Here is an 18,110-nt window from a genome sequence, read left to right as displayed (position 1 = left end):
GCAATACACATCAGCGCGGAATACAGCTTTAAACTGCAAGCATGATGCGGAAAGACCTGTAAGGTCTGCCACTTGAGCTTGCATTAATAGAAAGTATACGCGGTCCTGACAGGTCTTAATTCACTTCTCTTCAACTCGACCTGTCAGAGCCTGCCCCGCCTTGCGGGGTCCAAGACATCAGGTTGAAAGTTCAAGACTCAATGATGGACCTTACAGGTCTTAATTATTAATTAGCATAGCCCGCAATGATCAACAATGGTGGCCGTGGTTTATAACTGACAATGGTAAAACTCATCAGGTTCGCACTTTTGTTTTGCACTTCACTTTGTAAGTTAGCAGGGATGCTCGACACCTTGTCGTAATACATCACTTTAATAGTGAGTTGTTGCTGTGCTTTATTGCTATTATCGTTCAGGGTATAAGAGACATTGATGACCTTCGACATGCCGTTCCTCGGGTTAGGACCAAAAAGCCCATCGGCCAGGGATCTCTTCAGGTTGATGATCCCGCTCAGCGTGCGTACCCGTAATGCCTGATCATTGGCTTTGCTGCCTGGTGCGTTATTATCGAACGAACACTTGTTATTGCCGTTGCCGTTATTGCCAGGGTAATCGTTGTCGTCGCTGGCATCGCAAACGGGTGCTAACAACGGGTTGGCATTAAAGACAGGTTTAGCCAGGGTGTCGTTGTTCCCGATCACATAAATGTGGTCCGCATAGGTAATACCGCCAAGGATCAGCTGGCTTACACAGGTATCCTGGGTGCCTTCCTTTACAAAACCAACGAGGTAGCGTACCCCGGTCTCACTCCGGGAAACGTTGATGGCGCCGGTAGCACTATTGATGACCAGCCCTTCGGGCCAGGCGAGATAAGTTCCTTTGATGCCGATGTTATTCACGGGGCTAACGAAGTATTGCCCGGTTGCTGGTTGTAGATAGATAATGCTGTCCCCATAATTGGGGGCATTGGCGCATTGGTTATTACCTATCAATAATGGTGTGCTCGTATTAGAGGAATTCTCAATGGGATCAGTTCCCTGATCTCTTTTTGCCTGCTCCGCTTTGTTGCAGGCAGCAAAAGCAACTAACAATACGAACGATGACAGCAAGTGAAAACGGGTGATCGATCTGCTTTTCATGTATGTTTCGGTTTTACGCGGGAATCACAAAACTGAAAAGGTAAGGTTAGGTTGAGGTACCAGCGCGTGTATCACCGTAGTTTTTCAGGGATACGGGTAAATATATAACGGATTATAAAGGACAAATATTCAATATTTAGCTAATGAAACACAAATATTATTTAGCACGCTATTTATTTAGCTGGTAATCATCGTGTAAGGTTAATAGGATTGCTAACGATTAAGAAGTTGATCAGTTAATCCGAAATACCTGTTTGTTAGTTACTTAGTTTTTGGGTTCTTGAGTTCTTGGGTTAATCGAGCCGTAGGCGAGAACGATTTGCCGTTTAACAATTACTAATATTAAACGGAGTGCTGCAATAAAGACGTTTCACGATTCAGATAGCGAGGTCCAAGTGTTCGGAGACCCATTGCCGATTCACGATTGCCGATTGCCGGCTTTCACAGATATAAATAATAATCTTTCAATAACCCAACAAACTCTCCCGTATACGCCCCATCGATCTGTTGAATGGTAAGGTCAATCGCAGACGCCGGATGGTGCGGGTTACGGGTATATTGTAAGAGAACGCGGAAGGGGGCATGCCGGGGTGTTTGTTTCACCACCACTTTCTCCTGGAGGAAAAATCCATTAAAGCCGGCCAGTTTATCAAAATATTCCCAGCGATGGAAAGGGAGCAGGATGCCAAAAGATCCCTGCGGCTGCAGGTTATGGGCAATAACGTGGATCAGTTCATCGAGGGTAAGAAGGGTGCTGTGTTTGGCAATTTGTTCGCGGTTGTCGGTAGAAAGCCAGTCGGATTCAAAGAATGGCGGGTTGGAAATGATGTAATCGTATTTATGCGGAAAGGAATAGGTACGGGCGTCGCCGGCAAATACCTGTAAACGCTGTTTCCAGTCGTTTTGGCTGGTGTTCTCCTGTAATTGCTCATAAGCTGCCGGGTCAATTTCAATGCCGTGGATCTCGCTCTGGGAGCGTTGAGCGAGCATCATCATCAACAACCCGGTCCCAGCCCCGATATCGAGGACGGTTGCATGTTGCGGTATTTTTTTAGAAAACCAGGCGCCCAGGAGACACGCATCGGTGCAGACTTTCATTGCGCACTTGTCCTGGTTTATCGTAAACTGTTTAAACTTGAAATAGGTGTTGGGCATTTTTTGAGTAGTTCTGAATTTGAAGACCTGTAAGGTCCATCATTGGGTCTTGCATTATTAGTCTGATGCCTTGGACCTGACAGGTCTGGAATCCCTTAGTAAGACCTGTCAGGATCGCGTCATCACTCCGCGGGTTCTGCGCCCAAAGGCGAACCTTACAGGTCTTGGGTGCCTTATGTTATCTTACCCGGCACAAACGAACGCTTTGCGGCTTGAAGCTTACAGCTTGTAGCTTGCAGCCTTTTAACTTACCATTCCGCTCTGGCCGTAGGGCTTACACTAAGATCTGCAAAATCATTTTCCAGGAACTTATAATACGCCGTGATCGCGATCATGGCGGCATTATCGGTACAATATTGAAAGGCGGGAATAAACGTGCGCCAGTTGTGTTTTTGTCCCATTTCGGTGAGGGCTTTGCGTAACCCGCTGTTAGCGCTTACGCCCCCGGCAATACAGATCTGATCGATACCGGTAGTACGGGCAGCTGCCTTTACCTTATTCAGCAAAATACTAATGATGCGGTGCTGGATAGAGGCGCAGATATCAGCCAGGTTCTCCTCAATAAAGTTTGGATTGTTAGCCGTGTTCTCCTGCAGAAAATACAGGATGGCGGTCTTCAATCCGCTAAAGCTGAAGTTCAGTCCGGGTATTTGTGGCTCCGGAAATTTGAACCGGTTGGGATCACCCGTTTGCGCGTATTTATCAATGAGGGGGCCGCCGGGGTAGGGCAGTCCCAATAATTTGGCAGATTTATCAAAGGCTTCGCCAGCGGCATCGTCCATGGTCTCACCGATCACTTTTAATGACAGCGGCGATTCGGCCAGCACGATCTGGGTATGTCCACCGCTTACGGTCAGACAAAGAAAGGGGAACTCCGGCCTGGGATCTTCGATGAGATTGGCCAGCACATGTGCCTGCATATGGTGAACGGCAATGAGGGGTACATTCAGCGCCAGCGCCAGCGATTTGGCGAATTGGGCGCCAACCAGCAGCGACCCGATCAGTCCGGGCGCCTGGGTAAAGGCAATGGCATGTACGCTTTGTAACAAGGCATGAATGGAGGCCTCATCAGTAGGTTCGCCCGACTGTTGATTGGCTTTTTGTAAAGCGGCATATACGACCGGGACAATATTTTGCATATGGGCGCGGGATGCCAGTTCGGGCACTACGCCACCATATTGTTCATGCACGGTTTGATTGGCAATAAAATTGGAAAGAATGACGCCATCGCGACAAACAGCGGCAGCGGTTTCGTCGCACGAAGATTCGATTGCTAAGATAGTTATGCTCACGGCGCAAAGATAAGGAAAGGGAAGTTGACCAGTTGATCAGGAAAAGGCCCTCCTACGCCACTCCTTCGCTCTTAGACCGCTATAGCCGAAGGAGACGGCGGTAAAGCTTCGGAGCGCGATGCAGGTTGACAAGGAGGAAGACGCTTTGAACATCGAGCCGCAGGCGAGTAGACGGTTTTCATAATTGCCGCGATGAGGGTTTGCCGTTTGCCGTCTGCCGTTTGCCGTCTGCCGGAAGCGCGTTTAGCTATTAGTCGGAAATTCCCATTGCCTATTGCCCATTCACCCCTGGCTTTACTTACTCCTTATAGCTACAACAGGATCCATTTTAGCAGCAATTGACGCAGGAATTATCCCAGCTAAGACCCCTACAATGATACAAATGGAAATGGCCAGTACCAGAATGCCGGGTGCAATAAACACTGCAAACCCAAAGATGGCCTTGGAGGCCAGGGTAAGCAGGAACACTATGATAAGCCCCAACAAGCCGCCCATGATACACAGGAACGCGCTTTCGAGCAGGAATTCGGTCAATATAACGGAGCGTTTGGCGCCGATGGCTTTTTTCAGTCCGATCTGGGAGGTACGTTCCCGCACGGTCACGAACATGATATTGGCCACACCAAACATGCCTACAATGAGCGAGAGGATGGCAATAGACCAGCCGCCTTTATTGATGCCGCCAAAGATCTCACTGGCAAAACTGCTAAAGGCATCGATATCGTTGAGGGCGAAATCATCTTCCTGAGTGGGTCTCAGTTTACGGATGGACCGCATGGCGCCGGTGAGCTCATCGCGCAGTTGTTCCATTGGGACCGACTCCTTACCCTGCACCATAATGATCGGATTGCTGGTTTTCTCCCGCACCATTTCTTTCATAAAACCCAGCGGCATTAAGATGCTGTTGTCATATTCCCAACCACCCACAAAGCTTTTACCTTGTTTTTTTATCAGTCCGACCACCAGGGCCCGTTTACCTTGTTTTAAAACAACGGTTTGGCCCACTGCTTTTTCAGGTTTGCCAAAAAGCGTTTCTGCAATGGTATATCCCATTACGATCACATTGGCGGCAAAGTCGTAATCGGCGGGTTGCAGGTAACGGCCCAGTTCAATATCTACGGGTTGAATATTTACAAACTCATCGGTGATGCCATAGTAGTTCACACTGTTGATGACATCGTTCTCGAACCCTACATAACTGTTGGTATTGATATTGAAAGCCACGTTGGATGCGGCAGGTACTTTTTGTTTCAGGAGCTGCATTTCCTCGTACGAAGGGGAAGGGCGTTTTACATAGCGCCACCAGGGATAATCGGGACCACCGGCATACACCCATTTGTCGATGTACACGGTGTTGGTGCCAAGGGCTTTGATGTCTTTTTGCACCTGGTATTCCAGACTGTCTACCGTGGCCAGCACGCTGATAATACAAAAGATACCAAAGGCCACCCCGGTCAGTGAGAGCAAGGTGCGAATTTTATGGCTTTTGAATTCCTGCCAGGTTAGGTTCAGGCTACTGCCCAATATTTCAAGGACTCGGCGCATAAGTCAAATATAATATGAAGCAACTGATTATTAAGTAGCTGTAGTGTTAAATGGTTGCTTTGGCTGAAGGAAGGGGCTGAAGAATACCTTGCCGCCTGGCGGTTCTTTGCCCTTAGCCTTCTTCCCATTGCCTATTACCCATTGCCCGCCTTTTTGTATTACAGGAGGGAGATTGTCCAGGTACGATTGAAAGTTTCCCCAGCCACCAGCTTGTTGATGCCCTCTTTCTCCTGAAGTTGTTGTGAGGTAGCCACACTATCAGCGATCCCACACCAGGGTTCTATACAAACAAAATCGGCGTTTTTGGCGGCCCAGATGCCGAGGAATGGAAAGCCCGGATAGTCGAACCGGAACCCCCGGGGTGTTTTGGTGGAACCCAACGTAACAATAGTTGAACGCATGCCTTTTAATACCAGCGCATCTTTTTGAAACAGGTCTTTCGAAAGATTGAGCCGGTTGGTATTTTGTAACAGGGGTAACGGCGTTTGTTCTATCAGTCCATCAGGAGAAATAGGCCAGCGGGGAGCGGTCTCCGGCTGATTGAATTCGAGGTAGTAATCGGTATAGTCGGTACCAGGGGCGAGAGGTACCTTAAATGCCGGATGGGCACCCACGGAAAAGTACATCTCCTCCTTGCCACAGTTCACTACTTCATAGGCAACTGCCAGGGAATTCTCTACCAACGTATAGCGCACACGCAGTTCAAACGCAAAGGGATACACGGTGGCGATCTCGGCATCGTTCCGCAATAAAAAAGTAATGGTATCGGCCGACTGGCTTTCTACCGCGAATTGTTTATCCCGGGCAAAACCATGGCGGGGTAACTGGTAAGATTGTCCGTTATAGAAATACGTATTGTTTTTTAACGAGCCAACAATGGGAAACAAAATGGGCGAGTGTTTGCCCCAAACTGCCGGATCGCCACCCCACATATAGTCCAGCTGATGTTCCTTTACAATCAATTGGGTGAGCTCGGCGCCTTTGGCATTGATAACGGCTTTTACCTGGTTGTTTTCTATAGTAAACATGATGGAAAGATAGGGGTTTAGTTGATAAGTTGACGCAAACCGTGCCAGGGTTTCGAACCGTGGCACGATTATACAATTTTTAATATCTTCAATAAATGGATACGCTAGATATAGTAATAAAGCTTTTGATCGCCGTTGTGATCGGTGGCATTATTGGCGCCGAGCGGGAATATCATAATAAATCTGCCGGTTTGCGCACGCTGATGCTGATCTGTTTGGGAGCCACGCTGTTTACCATTTTTTCCATGGAGATCGGCATGCGTACCTCGCCCGACCGTATAGCCAGTAACATTGTGACCGGGATCGGTTTTGTGGGTGCCGGGGTGATCTTTATGGGGGGCACCGGTATCAATGGCGTTACCACGGCCGCTACGATCTGGGCAACGGCAGCCCTGGGAATAGGTGTGGGGGCTGGTCATGAGTATATAGCCCTGGGCGGAAGTATTTTGCTGGTAGGTATTTTACAGTCTTTCAAAATTATTGAAGCCTGGATCGATAAGATCAATCGCGTGAATATGTATGAGATCACTTGTCCCTACCACGATAAGGTGTTTGAGCATTTTGAAGACCTGATGAAACGATACCACCTCAAATACAAGCGCGGGAAACTATGCCGCGAAGATCAGACCTGTAAAGCTACCTGGGAAGCAGGCGGCTCCCGAAAGAACCACGATGCTTTTATCGGACATGTGTTGAATGATGCAACTGTTCAGAAGTTTGAGTTTTAGGTTGATTGGGAAGTAGTAACCAGCGGCACTCCTCTCGCATGTGTTTATTGGAACCAAGTAATGCCCTTACTTTAACCAGGTCGATGAGATCTGTGCTGGCATCATACAACACCTTTTCCCGGCATCGCCGGCATTTCCTTAATAAATGTTTTTCTGTTTTTGACAAGGGTTCACCCAGTTGTTGCAAGGCATACAAACAAACCGCGCCATAGGCTTTGCGGGCGGGGTTAAACGACAGGCAGTTTTTAATAATAGCGTTGTGGTCACGCCTTTTTATCAGGGGGTAAAATTCCAGCTTCATGGGCCTGCTAAGGATTATTCTATCTTTAAAATTTCCCTCCGCATCAAAGGCAGAATCGGCGAAATCACTGCCGCTCATGTTTATGAAAAAACCTTTGCAACTGTCTTCGTACAAGTCTTTCCAGGTAAATTGGGTCTGGTGTATTTTGTTGTAAGCCTCCAGCATCTGGTTGGTAAAGGGCGTATCAACGTAGGTATAGGCAGTCTGCCAGATGAATGTGCCAGCTGTTTTATCGTAATACTGGCCTTTAATTTTTATATAACCAACCTGATCCTTTTTGTAGGTGGTCTCTACTGTCATCCGCCGGGTTATACTATCCGCCAGGGTATAATGAAATTCAGCTTTATCAGTCCGCTGACCCAGCATCGCAAAATTATATCCAAACTCACTCGCGTCTTCGTAGGAAGGATGTTTCGAAAAAAGGGCCCTTAATTGGGTCATGGAAGTTTTATGCGCCTGCACGTCCTGCACCAGCTCTTCAAGGGGCTGGGACCGGGCAAAAAGGCTGCCCAGTATTACACAGATCAGTATTTGTAATTTTTTCATGTTGGGATTGGTGCTGGTTAGGGGCGACATTGATAAAATTACCCTTTAAAATGTTACCTTTGCGCCAATTTTCGAGGCTAGATACTGCCTCCTGACAGATTATAACACAATGAAATACAATAACGAAATTCATAAACGACGCACTTTTGCTATTATCTCGCACCCTGATGCCGGTAAAACCACGCTTACCGAGAAATTCCTCCTGTTTGGGGGCGCCATTCAAACGGCCGGGGCGGTAAAAAGCAACAAGATCAAAAAACACGCTACCAGTGACTTTATGGAAATTGAGCGTCAGAGAGGTATCTCGGTAGCCACGTCGGTAATGAGTTTTGAATATAAAAATATTCTCATCAACCTGCTCGATACCCCCGGTCACAAGGACTTTGCGGAAGATACATACCGCACCCTTACCGCGGTTGACAGCGTTATTCTGGTGGTTGACAGCGTGAACGGGGTGGAGGAACAGACCCGCCGCCTGATGGAAGTTTGCCGCATGCGCGATACCCCGGTGATCGTGTTCATCAATAAAATGGACCGGGACGGTAAAAACCGGTTCGACCTGCTGGAAGAAATAGAGAACGAATTAAAGATCTCCCTGCACCCCATGACCCTGCCCATTAACAGTGGTAAGGATTTTAAAGGGGTATACAACCTGCACGATAAAAACCTGTTGCTTTTCACCGCCAATACCAAGGCTACCGATGATGATACCGTAAGTATCTCAGACCTTAGCCTGACGTTGCTCGATGAAAAGGTAGGGGAGAAAGATGCTACGATCCTGCGGGAAGATGTGGAACTGGTGGATGGCGTATACGGCGAATTGCCCGTGCATGATTACCTGGCAGGTAAAGTAGCGCCGGTTTTCTTTGGCTCCGCCATCAACAACTTCGGAGTAAAGGAAATGCTGGATACATTTATCCGCATTGCGCCGGTACCGCGTCCGCGTGCGACGTCAGTACGGGAAATACCGCCCACAGAAGATAAATTCTCGGGTTTTATTTTCAAGATCCACGCCAACCTCGACCCCAAACACCGCGACCGGATTGCCTTTTTACGCGTTTGCAGTGGCAAGTTCGAGCGGAACAAATACTTTCACCACGTACGGTTGGATAAGGATGTGCGTTTCAGCAACCCTTACACCTTCATGGCCCGCGATAAAGATGTGATTGAAGAAGCCTATGCCGGCGATGTGGTTGGTTTGTTTGATACAGGCAACTTCAAGATCGGTGATACGCTTACCGAAGGAGAAGATTTTTACTATACCGGTATTCCTTCTTTCTCTCCGGAAATATTTAAAGAGGTGATCAACAAAGATCCGATGAAAACCAAGCAATTGGAGAAAGGTCTTTTACAGCTTACTGATGAGGGGGTGGCCCAGCTGTTCACCCAGTTTGGGGGTAATAAAAAGATCATTGGCTGTGTGGGCGACCTGCAGTTTGAAGTGATCCAGTACCGCCTGTTGCAGGAGTATGGCGCTTCGTGCGAATTTAGAACAATGCCTTACTATAAGGCTTGCTGGATCACCAGTGCCGATCCTAAAAAGCTGGACGAGTTCACCCGTTTCAAATCGAACAACATAGCCACCGATAAAGATGGCCACCTGGTATACCTGGCGCAAAGCGAATGGTTCCTGAATACCGAACGCAGCAACAACCCGGATATCGAGTTCCACTTTACGAGCGAGATCCATAAGGAGGCGGTTTAAGATTTGCAGACCTGTAAGGTCCATCATTGAGTCTTGCACTTTTAGTTTGATGTCTTGGACCTGACAGGTCTGGTGCTCACTTTGAGCACGACCAGTCAGGAACGCTTTTGCATTCTGATTATTCTACACTCAATGGCGAACCTTACTTTAGCTTACCCCTAACCACGAACTAAGAAAGTTTAACTTAGTAAGCATGGTTATATTCGAAACAGAGCGGTTAATAATACGACGGTACACATTTGAAGACGAAGAAAATTTCTTTCGGCTGAATGGAGATCCGGAGTTGATGCGGTATATCCGCGAGGCTCGCGACCGAAAGGAATGTTCGCTGTTTTTAAGGCGGAATATCATTTACTATGAGCAACATCCACTGATGGGCCGCTGGGCCATGGATGAAAAAGCGACCGGCGCTTTTATTGGCTCCTTTGCCATTATCCCCGTTGAAAGCGTTGATGCCAAACGGCATAAGGAAATACAGTTAGGGTATGCCTTGTTAAAAGATTACTGGGGCAAGGGATATGCTACTGAAAGCACCATTGCCGGCAAACAGTATGCTTTTGAGGTGATGAAATTGTCGCGCATAGTGGCGATAACAGAAACCGCCAACATTGCCTCGCAAAAAGTATTGCTTCGGTGTGGGTTTGAACAACAACCCAATATTCAGGAAGGCAATAAGACCCTGTGTTATTTTACCAGCAGCACCCCCGATGTTATAGAAACAGAACGCCTTCATTTATTTCCACTTACCATTCCACAATTAGAGTTATACTGCAAGAGCAATGATGAATTGGAAAAGACGCTGAACCTGACACCTTTTGGCCGCGCCATGGCGCCACCCGTGCATGACAGGGTAGTAAAGGAAACATTGCCATTGATGCGAAAGGCGCCTTCACCCGATTATCTCTTTTACACCTTCTGGCTGGTCGTTGATAAATTAAGCCGCACTATTGTAGCCGAGATCGGGTTTAAAGGTCCGCCCACGATGGACGGCTGTGTAGAGATCGGTTATGGCACCATGCCTAACATGCAGCGCAAAGGTTATATGACCGAGGCCGTAAAAGGACTGTTGAAATGGGCTTGCCGCCGATCAGATATTACCACTGTGCTGGCAGAAACAAATGCCGGCAATAAGCCTTCTATTCGGGTGGTAGAAAAGAATGGGTTTAACCGGTTTGAACAGAAAGGGGATATGTATTGGTGGAGATATAAAGTTAACCGGTTGACCAGTTAATTAGTTGACCAGTTGATCAGTTACCTGATCAACTGGTCAATTATTTAAAATTCCGGGTTCACCCCCGTATAATTCTGCGGTGTAATTTTCTTCAATTCCTTTTTAATAGTAGCAGACACTTTCAGTCCATCAATAAACTCGTGAATACTTTCCTGGTTAATTCCATTCTTGCCACGGGTCAGTTCTTTAAGCGCCTCATAAGGCTGCGGGTAGTTTTCGCGGCGCAGGATGGTTTGAATGCCTTCGGCCACTACCGCCCAGTTTTCTTCCAGGTCGGCATTGAGCGCATTGGAATTCAACACCAGTTTACTTAATCCTTTTTCGATTGATTTTATAGCGATAATGATGTGTGCAAACGGCACGCCGATGTTACGCAAAACGGTTGAATCGGTAAGATCGCGTTGCAGACGGCTCACCGGCAATTTGGCGGCCAGGTGTTCCAGCAAGGCATTGGCTATGCCGAGATTGCCTTCGGCATTTTCAAAGTCGATGGGGTTCACTTTATGCGGCATGGCGCTGGAGCCTATTTCGCCCTTCAGCGTACGCTGTTTAAAGTATTCCATGGAAATGTAAGTCCAGATATCGCGACAAAGATCGATCAGGATGTTGTTGATGCGTTTCATGGCATCAAAGTGAGCGGCCAGGTTGTCGTAGTGTTCAATTTGGGTAGTGAACTGCTGGCGTTGCAGACCCAGTACGCCTTCTACGAATTCGTTACCAAAAGCCACCCAGTCTTTACCGGGGAAGGCCACCGCATGGGCGTTGAAGTTACCGGTAGCACCGCCGAATTTGGCGGTAACGGGCACCTGAATAACCTGTTCTACCTGGTTGCCGATGCGTTCTACAAACACCATGATCTCCTTGCCTAACCGGGTTGGACTGGCAGGCTGGCCATGGGTATGGGCCAGCATGGGGACTTCTTTCCATTCGGTAGCCAGGATCTCCAGCTGCCGGTTGAAGTTCAGTACGGCGGGCAGGTATTCGATCTCGATAGCCTGTTTCCACGAAAGCGGAATGGCGGTATTATTAATATCCTGCGAGGTAAGGCCAAAATGCACCCATTCCTGGATGGCTTCGGCATCCATTGCAGCCATTTTTTCTTTTAGAAAGTATTCTACAGCTTTTACGTCGTGATTGGTGATCTTTTCCGTGTCCTTTATTTTAAGGGCGTCGTCAACGGAGAAGTTATCACAAACCTCCTGCAGGGCTTTTTTCTGCGCCGCAGAAAGCGAGAAGAATTTTTTGTCGGCCAGGAACCGCACATATTCCACTTCTACCAGTACGCGGTATTTAATTAATGCGAATTCAGAGAAATATTCGTCAAGATGTTGAACCTGATGACGATAGCGACCGTCAATAGGGGAGATGGCCGTGAGTGCTTTTAGTTCCATGAACAATTGTTGTTTATTAAGATACGTCGAGTACCTTTGTGCCCGCAAAATTAAATCAATTGAATAAGATTAAGGTTGGAATTGTTAATTATCTCAATACGAAGCCTTTAATTTATGGAATTCAGCGTGCGGCGGTGGTAGACCAACTGTTGCTGATCGAAGATTACCCGGCAAATATTGCCCGCATGCTGGTAGAGGGCACAATTGATGTAGGCCTGGTCCCTGTGGCGGTGATCCCGCACCTGAAAGAGCATCATATTATAACTGATTACTGTATTGGTTGTGAAAGTCCTGTGGCTTCGGTGGCTATTTTTAGTGAAGTTCCGTTAGAGAAGGTAGAAAAAGTACTACTCGATTACCAGAGCCGTACATCGGTGGCGCTGGCCAAAGTGTTATTGCGCAAGTTCTGGAAAATAGAACCCGAGCTGATAGATACGAAAGAAGACTACCGCTCTCAAATAAAAGGCACTACTGCCGGGGTGGTCATTGGTGACCGCGCATTGCAGCAACGCAAGGTATCTCCTTATATCTATGATCTGGGCGAAGCCTGGATAGAAATGACCGGTTTGCCCTTTGTTTTTGCCGCCTGGGTGAGTAATAAACAATTACCAGCCGATTTTATTGAAGGTTTTAATGAAGGCAATAAGCTGGGGTTGCAACATATAGCGCAGGCGGTGGAAGAAAACCCATACCCTGTTTTTGATCTTCATAAATATTATACAGAACACATCAGCTACGAACTAACGCCTAATAAGCGAAAAGGATTGGAAAAGTTCCTGGAGTTTCTTACCGCGAAGCAGAAAGTGTGATTTCGGGAAGATCCCGGTTCAGACTTTCCCCTGCACACTTATCCGCCAAATCAACACGGCTATTCCCCGTTTCTGCACGATTATCAGGTTTGTTAGGAAAATTAGCAGGGTTTATTACTTTTGCTTTCCATTATCCCTATTATTAACCCTTTATAGCATGAAAAAATCTGTACTTTGTTTTTTAGCCCTGTCCACACTATTAAGTTTTTTTGCCTGTAAGAAAGATTGTGAAGAATGTAAGACCTGTGACAATACCCAGGATACTGTCATCAGAAAGGACACCATTTATATCCCCCCGCCACCAGACACTACTTGCAAAACTGACCTTACCAAAGGACTGCTGGCTTATTTTCCCTTCAACGGTAATTTTAATGATGAAAGCGGCAATGGCAATAATGCGACCTCAAAAAATGGCGCTTACCTGACCACTGATTTTGTGGGCAGAACAAACAGGTCTGCGGGTTTTGATGGCGTAGATGATTACTTGATAGTTCCTGGTAGTTCTAAACTGAATGCGGATACCGTGACCATTTCTTACCAGGTATTGGTAAATAATACCAATCGCACTAACGTAACGGTTAGCAGAATAAATTTTGAGTCTGGTGCCTCATACGCCTATGGGATCCATTCACAGGCAGCTTCGAGCACTTATGGTTTTGGTTTGGTGCCTGGAACAGATGATTGTACCGTAAGATACTCTTCAGATCCGGCTGGCTCTGCTTATACCAAGGGAACAATCCAGACAGGCAGATGGTATAATATCATAGCCACCTTTGCCAATGGTGTTCAGAAAATATATATGGATGGCGTATTGCAAAATACCCTGACAAGAACATTCAAAAATGTGAAGAAATGTGATAATGGCGATCTGATGATCGGTGGCTGGTGGAAAAACGATGTTATCTCTATAGATGGAAAGATCGATGAAGTACGCCTTTATAAACGTGTGTTAAACGATTGCGAGATCAGTAAGCTGGCCGAATCTTTTAAATAGACTAATAAGCCAAACGAACTCGTCAAAAAATAAAAAGCATTGGTCCTGACGTTAAAGTTGGGGCCATTGTTTTTATGTATAAACGTCTACCTGCGTTAGTTATGTTTATCAATCTTATTGTATAAGCGAAAAAATGTATTTAATTTCGCCGATTATTTTAATTCAATCAAACTATGAAAATTGTTGCCTGGTGCTTAAGTGCACTTGTTGTACTGGTCTCACTTACTACTGCTTGTAAAAAAGACCCTAAACCTTCTGATCCTGTGGTTGTTCATGATACCCTGATCGTTAAAGATACGGTGATTGTAAACCCACCACCGCCGGTTTGTACGCCCAACCTTACAAAAGGTTTGCTGGCTTATTACCCCTTTAACGGGAACTTTAATGATGAAAGCGGCAATGGTAATAATGGAACCGCATTTAACGGTGCATTTATTACCTCTGATTTTGCTGGCAAATTAAATAGTTGCGCCGGATTTGACGGTATAAATGACTATGTGAAAGTGCCAGGAAGCAGTAAGCTGAATTCAGATACTGTTACGGTTTCTTTTCAGGTAATGGCTAATACGGTCAATCGTTTTTATGCAATGGTAAGTCGTCAGAACTTTGAGACTGCTAATAGCACCTGTTTTTCTATCCATCACATGTCTGCTACAGATTCTACCATTACTTTCAGCACACCCCGACCTGATGATTGTTCTGTAATTTATAATAACCCAGAACCTACATTTTGGGGATATTCAATGGGACCTATAAGACCAACCAAATGGTATAATATTATTTGTTCTTATGCGGGTGGTGTTCAAAGAATATATGTGAACGGCGTGTTGGAATCTGCCCTCACAAAAGCATGGAAAAATGCAAGAAAATGTGACAATGGCGACCTGATGATCGGTGGCTGGTGGAAGAATGATCTTGGTTCCATTAATGGAAAGATCGATGAGGTACGTTTGTATAACCGGGTACTGACCGAGTGCGAGATCGCCAAACTGGCAGAAGGTTTTACTGGTAACTAATAAGCCAAACGAACTCGTCAAAAAATAAAAAGCATTGGTCCTGACGTTACAGTTGGGGCCATTGCTTTTTTATCCCGACAAGTCGGGTAAGGCAGTGAAACGTGAAAGGATTCGCGATTATTAGGATTCGCTTCGGCAATCGGCAATCGGCAATGGAATACAATAGTGCGCTCCACGCTACGCGTGTCGCGGCAATCCGCAATGGCGTCGTTATTAACGGACCTGAGCGAAGCGAAGGTCCGTTCTGCCGTCTGCCGTCTGCCGTCTGCCGTCTGCCGTCTGCTGTCTGTCGTCTGCTGTCTGCTGTCTGCCAAAAACCCACCCCCGACCTCCCGCAAAGCGGGACAGGCTATCCAAAGAGGGGACAAAATCCACCAGGCCCTTACTTAACGACATTACTGGCCCACTGCCTATTGCCCATTCTCCATTCCCCTTACTCCTGATAATCAGTTGCTTGTGCCCCAAAAAACAGCCTACATTTTATTTTACAAGCTACTAATTAGGTGTATTTTTGCGACCTTAAAACTTGAAAACCGCAAAAATTACAATAGCAGTATGTTAAACGCCTTAAAAAGAATGTTGGGTGCTGCCGAGGTTGACACCAAACCGGCTGTTGCATTTCCAGAACAGGAAATGAACGAACTGAAAAAGATCAACCGGAACTCCCTGACACTGGTTAAAGACTGGATCGATGAAGAGGCCATGAAAACATCCTGTTTTAAATACGGGGTACCTGATTTTATCAAATCTGAACTGAACAAGGATATCGGTCCCGATCTTACTTATACCGATCTGATGGTGTTTTTGTCGCGCAAGCATTTTAAAAAACTAAACTACCTCGAGATCGGCGTATCTGTTGGCAAGAACTTTTTCCAGGTGCTGAATGCGCATACGACTGGCCGGTTTACCGGGTATGATATTGAAGAAATAAACCCCCGGCTGGAGCAGGTGCTCACTTACCAGTCAAAAGAAGAGTGGGATACCTTGCCCAAATCAATTAAGAAGAACAAGTCGTCCATTCGCACCTACGATTACAAGGGAATGGAGGTGCGTTACTTAAGTGCGGATGTGTGGGATGAAAAAAGCTGGGCCAAATTACAGGGGGAGAAATTCAATATGATCTTTTCCGATGCCTTGCATACCCCACAGGCCATCCTGTTTGAATTTGAAATGCTGGTGAAGTATAACCTGCTCGATGATCAGTTCATCATTGTATGGGACGACCTGGTAGGCAAAATGAAAAACAGCTTCTTTAAGATCATTCGCAAATACGACCGCGTATACCAGATAAAAGACATTTATTTCATGAATGTGAATGGATGGGTTGGCCAACATGAAGCACCGCATACTGTTGGGTTGATCGCAAACTTTAATTGTTAGTATGAGGGTAGTGCTGACAAACCTTTCCAATGATCTGTTTAAGGAAAGCAGGTTTCGCCTGAACGCTTCCGCGCAACAGTATGGAATAGCCTCCGTGAACAGCTACGATCAGGAGGATATAAAGTCCACCCCCTTTTATGCGGAAAATAAAAAGGTGCTGGATTCGCCCAAAGGCATTGGCTACTGGTTATGGAAATCCTATATTATTCTGGAAACCATGAAAAGCCTGCAGGATGGTGATATCGTTGTGTATGCTGATTGTGGTCTTGAAATAATAGCGCCTATTGATCCGTTGGTGCAGATCTGTGCCAGGGAACAACCCGTGTTGCTGTTTGCGAATGGCAACCTGATCAACTCCATGTGGACGAAACGGGATTGTTTTATTTTAATGGACGCAGACCAGAAAAAGTACTACCGGGGCATTCAATGCGATGCTTCTTTTGCCCTTTTCAGAAAATCGCCGGAAGCCATTCAGTTCCTGAATGACTGGATGAAGTATGGCCGCGATATCCGGGTCATCAGCAGTGATCCCAATACCCTGGGCAAAAAGAACCTGCCCGATTTTATTGAGCATCGCTGGGACCAGTCGATCTTATCGATACTGGCCATGCAGTACCAGATCCCCTTTTACAGAATGCCTTCCCAGTATGGAAATCATTATAAAATGCCGGACTACCGGGTGCCTGGTGAATTTAACCAGGTAAACCAGTACCGGCAGCAGCCCGTTGACTTTTATGCCAGGGCGCCTTTTGTTAATTCGCCTTATGGCCAGTTGCTCAATCACCACCGCACCAAAAAAGGGCCGGTGGGCAATGCCGTGAAAAGCGGGATGTTCACCAACCTGTCGGCCCGGGTAAAACGAAAACTATACCACGGCTGGGTTTGGATCGATGAACATGTATTCAACGGATAAACTATACAGTACCATATAATATGCAATCGCCGCTGATCACCATCATCATACCATCCTTTAATGCCGCTGCGTTTATTCGGGAAGCGTTAGACAGCCTGCTGCAACAAAGCTTTACGGCTTTTGAAGTGCTGGTGGTTGATGGCGTGTCAAAAGACAATACGGTGGCCATAGTACAGGAAATTGCCAGTACCGATAACCGGGTGCGTATTATCACAGAAAAAGATGCCGGCATTTATGATGCTATGAATAAGGGTATCCGGTTGGCGGTAGGGGAGTGGTTGTATTTTCTGGGCGCCGATGATGCTCTGTGCAATAACCAGGTGTTGGAGTCGGTTGTGAAGGTGTTGCAGGAAACCGATGCTGATCTGGTGTATGGCAATGTATTAATGGGCGATCGGAAACACGAGTACGATGGCCCGTTCAATTACTATAAATTATTGACTAAGAATATTTCGCACCAGGCCATTTTCTATAACCGGAAAGTGTTTTCCCTCGTGGGCAACTATAACATACAGTATAAAGGCCATGCAGATTGGGCATTTAACCTCAGCTGTTTTACTCAGGAAGGGCTAAAGACCCGGTACATAGATAAGCTGATCGCCAATTTTTCGGTTGGCGGTACCAGTTCACAACATGATGTCCCTTTTCTGCGGGAGGTTTTACTGCCTGCGATGCTGGTTTTTCTGCAGCAAACGGGATCCTGGTTACTGAAGAATCTTACCTATTATGATCTCTGCTGGCGAACATTCAGGAATGCCGGTATCAGAAACAAGGAGCAGTTGGCAACGTATAGTAAAGGTTTGCCTGTGCCTGCTGCCCTGGTGAGCATGGTTACCTGGCAGGGCAAAGTATCACCAGCTTTGCTGAAAAAAGGACTGGTGTCAAAAAGTTTAATGTTCTTCAATTTTATCATTAACCGGGGGGCAATCAAATAATGT

At 46.5% G+C, this 18,110-nt stretch carries 16 protein-coding genes; 9 read left to right on the top strand and 7 right to left on the bottom strand.

Annotated elements, in window-relative coordinates:
- Positions 1-226: 226 nt before the first annotated feature.
- The 5 genes from J7I42_RS30205 to J7I42_RS30185 form a co-directional block, all read right to left on the bottom strand.
- Positions 227-1,138, bottom strand: a complete 912-nt coding sequence (locus tag J7I42_RS30205; RefSeq protein ID WP_209143323.1) for a hypothetical protein — start codon at positions 1,136-1,138, stop codon at positions 227-229.
- Between the two features lie 441 nt (positions 1,139-1,579).
- Positions 1,580-2,236, bottom strand: coding sequence for a tRNA1(Val) (adenine(37)-N6)-methyltransferase (locus tag J7I42_RS30200; protein ID WP_209143321.1), 657 nt, complete (start codon positions 2,234-2,236; stop codon positions 1,580-1,582).
- Positions 2,237-2,541: 305 nt separating this feature from the next.
- Positions 2,542-3,585 (bottom strand): tRNA (adenosine(37)-N6)-threonylcarbamoyltransferase complex transferase subunit TsaD, encoded by a 1,044-nt coding sequence (tsaD, locus tag J7I42_RS30195; protein ID WP_209143319.1) that lies wholly within the window; start codon positions 3,583-3,585, stop codon positions 2,542-2,544.
- Between the two features lie 294 nt (positions 3,586-3,879).
- Positions 3,880-5,130: an ABC transporter permease gene (locus J7I42_RS30190; RefSeq protein WP_209143317.1), complete on the bottom strand. Its 1,251-nt coding sequence runs from the start codon at positions 5,128-5,130 to the stop codon at positions 3,880-3,882.
- A gap of 158 nt (positions 5,131-5,288) precedes the next feature.
- Positions 5,289-6,158, bottom strand: a complete 870-nt coding sequence (locus J7I42_RS30185) for an aldose 1-epimerase family protein (RefSeq protein WP_209143315.1) — start codon at positions 6,156-6,158, stop codon at positions 5,289-5,291.
- A gap of 95 nt (positions 6,159-6,253) precedes the next feature.
- Here J7I42_RS30185 and J7I42_RS30180 point away from each other — a divergent pair, with 95 nt between their 5' ends.
- Positions 6,254-6,886 (top strand): MgtC/SapB family protein, encoded by a 633-nt coding sequence (locus tag J7I42_RS30180; RefSeq protein WP_209143313.1) that lies wholly within the window; start codon positions 6,254-6,256, stop codon positions 6,884-6,886.
- Here the strand turns inward: J7I42_RS30180 and J7I42_RS30175 are convergent.
- Positions 6,837-7,733 (bottom strand): hypothetical protein, encoded by an 897-nt coding sequence (locus J7I42_RS30175; protein ID WP_209143311.1) that lies wholly within the window; start codon positions 7,731-7,733, stop codon positions 6,837-6,839. The two genes, J7I42_RS30180 and J7I42_RS30175, sit on opposite strands and share 50 nt — an antisense overlap.
- 109 nt (positions 7,734-7,842) lie before the next feature.
- Here J7I42_RS30175 and J7I42_RS30170 point away from each other — a divergent pair, with 109 nt between their 5' ends.
- Together J7I42_RS30170 and J7I42_RS30165 are read left to right on the top strand one after the other, a co-directional pair.
- Positions 7,843-9,438 (top strand): peptide chain release factor 3, encoded by a 1,596-nt coding sequence (locus J7I42_RS30170; protein ID WP_209143309.1) that lies wholly within the window; start codon positions 7,843-7,845, stop codon positions 9,436-9,438.
- A gap of 193 nt (positions 9,439-9,631) precedes the next feature.
- Entirely contained in the window at positions 9,632-10,669 is a 1,038-nt protein-coding gene (locus J7I42_RS30165) for a GNAT family N-acetyltransferase (protein WP_209143307.1), read from the top strand.
- Between the two features lie 44 nt (positions 10,670-10,713).
- Here the strand turns inward: J7I42_RS30165 and purB are convergent, their stop codons facing one another.
- Positions 10,714-12,060: an adenylosuccinate lyase gene (purB, locus tag J7I42_RS30160; protein WP_209143305.1), complete on the bottom strand. Its 1,347-nt coding sequence runs from the start codon at positions 12,058-12,060 to the stop codon at positions 10,714-10,716.
- 59 nt (positions 12,061-12,119) lie between these two features.
- Here purB and J7I42_RS30155 point away from each other — a divergent pair, with 59 nt between their 5' ends.
- From J7I42_RS30155 to J7I42_RS30130, 6 genes are all read left to right on the top strand, one after another.
- A complete protein-coding gene (locus tag J7I42_RS30155; RefSeq protein WP_209143303.1) occupies positions 12,120-12,869 on the top strand; it encodes a menaquinone biosynthetic enzyme MqnA/MqnD family protein in 750 nt (249 codons plus the stop codon).
- A 157-nt stretch (positions 12,870-13,026) separates the two neighbouring features.
- Positions 13,027-13,863 carry a LamG domain-containing protein gene (locus J7I42_RS30150; RefSeq protein ID WP_209143301.1) on the top strand — a complete coding sequence of 279 codons (837 nt, stop codon included), beginning with the start codon at positions 13,027-13,029 and terminating at the stop codon, positions 13,861-13,863.
- A gap of 173 nt (positions 13,864-14,036) precedes the next feature.
- The gene (locus J7I42_RS30145; protein WP_209143299.1) at positions 14,037-14,879 is read left to right on the top strand and encodes a LamG domain-containing protein; all 843 of its coding nucleotides are present in this window, start codon (positions 14,037-14,039) and stop codon (positions 14,877-14,879) included.
- Between the two features lie 555 nt (positions 14,880-15,434).
- The gene (locus J7I42_RS30140; protein WP_209143297.1) at positions 15,435-16,259 is read left to right on the top strand and encodes a class I SAM-dependent methyltransferase; all 825 of its coding nucleotides are present in this window, start codon (positions 15,435-15,437) and stop codon (positions 16,257-16,259) included.
- A gap of 1 nt (position 16,260) precedes the next feature.
- The gene (locus J7I42_RS30135; protein ID WP_209143295.1) at positions 16,261-17,172 is read left to right on the top strand and encodes a hypothetical protein; all 912 of its coding nucleotides are present in this window, start codon (positions 16,261-16,263) and stop codon (positions 17,170-17,172) included.
- A gap of 20 nt (positions 17,173-17,192) precedes the next feature.
- On the top strand, positions 17,193-18,107 hold the full coding sequence (locus tag J7I42_RS30130) for a glycosyltransferase family 2 protein (protein WP_209143293.1): 915 nt from the start codon (positions 17,193-17,195) through the stop codon (positions 18,105-18,107).
- Positions 18,108-18,110: the final 3 nt, after the last annotated feature.

This window comes from Niastella soli (genome assembly GCF_017742245.1).
GTDB lineage: Bacteria > Bacteroidota > Bacteroidia > Chitinophagales > Chitinophagaceae > Niastella > Niastella soli.
Note: the sequence above shows the minus strand (reverse complement) of the source record. Positions and strands in the feature narration are given on the sequence as shown.

What these genes read in the sequence shown, in the direction of transcription:
- J7I42_RS30205 (WP_209143323.1), bottom strand. Translation starts at nt 1,138, where the DNA reads ATGAAAAGCAGATCGATCACCCGTTTTCACTTGCTGTCATCGTTCGTA.
- J7I42_RS30200 (WP_209143321.1), bottom strand. Translation starts at nt 2,236, where the DNA reads ATGAAAGTCTGCACCGATGCGTGTCTCCTGGGCGCCTGGTTTTCTAAA.
- J7I42_RS30190 (WP_209143317.1), bottom strand. Translation starts at nt 5,130, where the DNA reads ATGCGCCGAGTCCTTGAAATATTGGGCAGTAGCCTGAACCTAACCTGG.
- J7I42_RS30185 (WP_209143315.1), bottom strand. Translation starts at nt 6,158, where the DNA reads ATGTTTACTATAGAAAACAACCAGGTAAAAGCCGTTATCAATGCCAAA.
- J7I42_RS30180 (WP_209143313.1), top strand. Translation starts at nt 6,254, where the DNA reads ATGGATACGCTAGATATAGTAATAAAGCTTTTGATCGCCGTTGTGATC.
- J7I42_RS30175 (WP_209143311.1), bottom strand. Translation starts at nt 7,733, where the DNA reads ATGAAAAAATTACAAATACTGATCTGTGTAATACTGGGCAGCCTTTTT.
- J7I42_RS30170 (WP_209143309.1), top strand. Translation starts at nt 7,843, where the DNA reads ATGAAATACAATAACGAAATTCATAAACGACGCACTTTTGCTATTATC.
- J7I42_RS30165 (WP_209143307.1), top strand. Translation starts at nt 9,632, where the DNA reads ATGGTTATATTCGAAACAGAGCGGTTAATAATACGACGGTACACATTT.
- purB (WP_209143305.1), bottom strand. Translation starts at nt 12,060, where the DNA reads ATGGAACTAAAAGCACTCACGGCCATCTCCCCTATTGACGGTCGCTAT.
- J7I42_RS30150 (WP_209143301.1), top strand. Translation starts at nt 13,027, where the DNA reads ATGAAAAAATCTGTACTTTGTTTTTTAGCCCTGTCCACACTATTAAGT.
- J7I42_RS30145 (WP_209143299.1), top strand. Translation starts at nt 14,037, where the DNA reads ATGAAAATTGTTGCCTGGTGCTTAAGTGCACTTGTTGTACTGGTCTCA.
- J7I42_RS30140 (WP_209143297.1), top strand. Translation starts at nt 15,435, where the DNA reads ATGTTAAACGCCTTAAAAAGAATGTTGGGTGCTGCCGAGGTTGACACC.
- J7I42_RS30135 (WP_209143295.1), top strand. Translation starts at nt 16,261, where the DNA reads ATGAGGGTAGTGCTGACAAACCTTTCCAATGATCTGTTTAAGGAAAGC.
- J7I42_RS30130 (WP_209143293.1), top strand. Translation starts at nt 17,193, where the DNA reads ATGCAATCGCCGCTGATCACCATCATCATACCATCCTTTAATGCCGCT.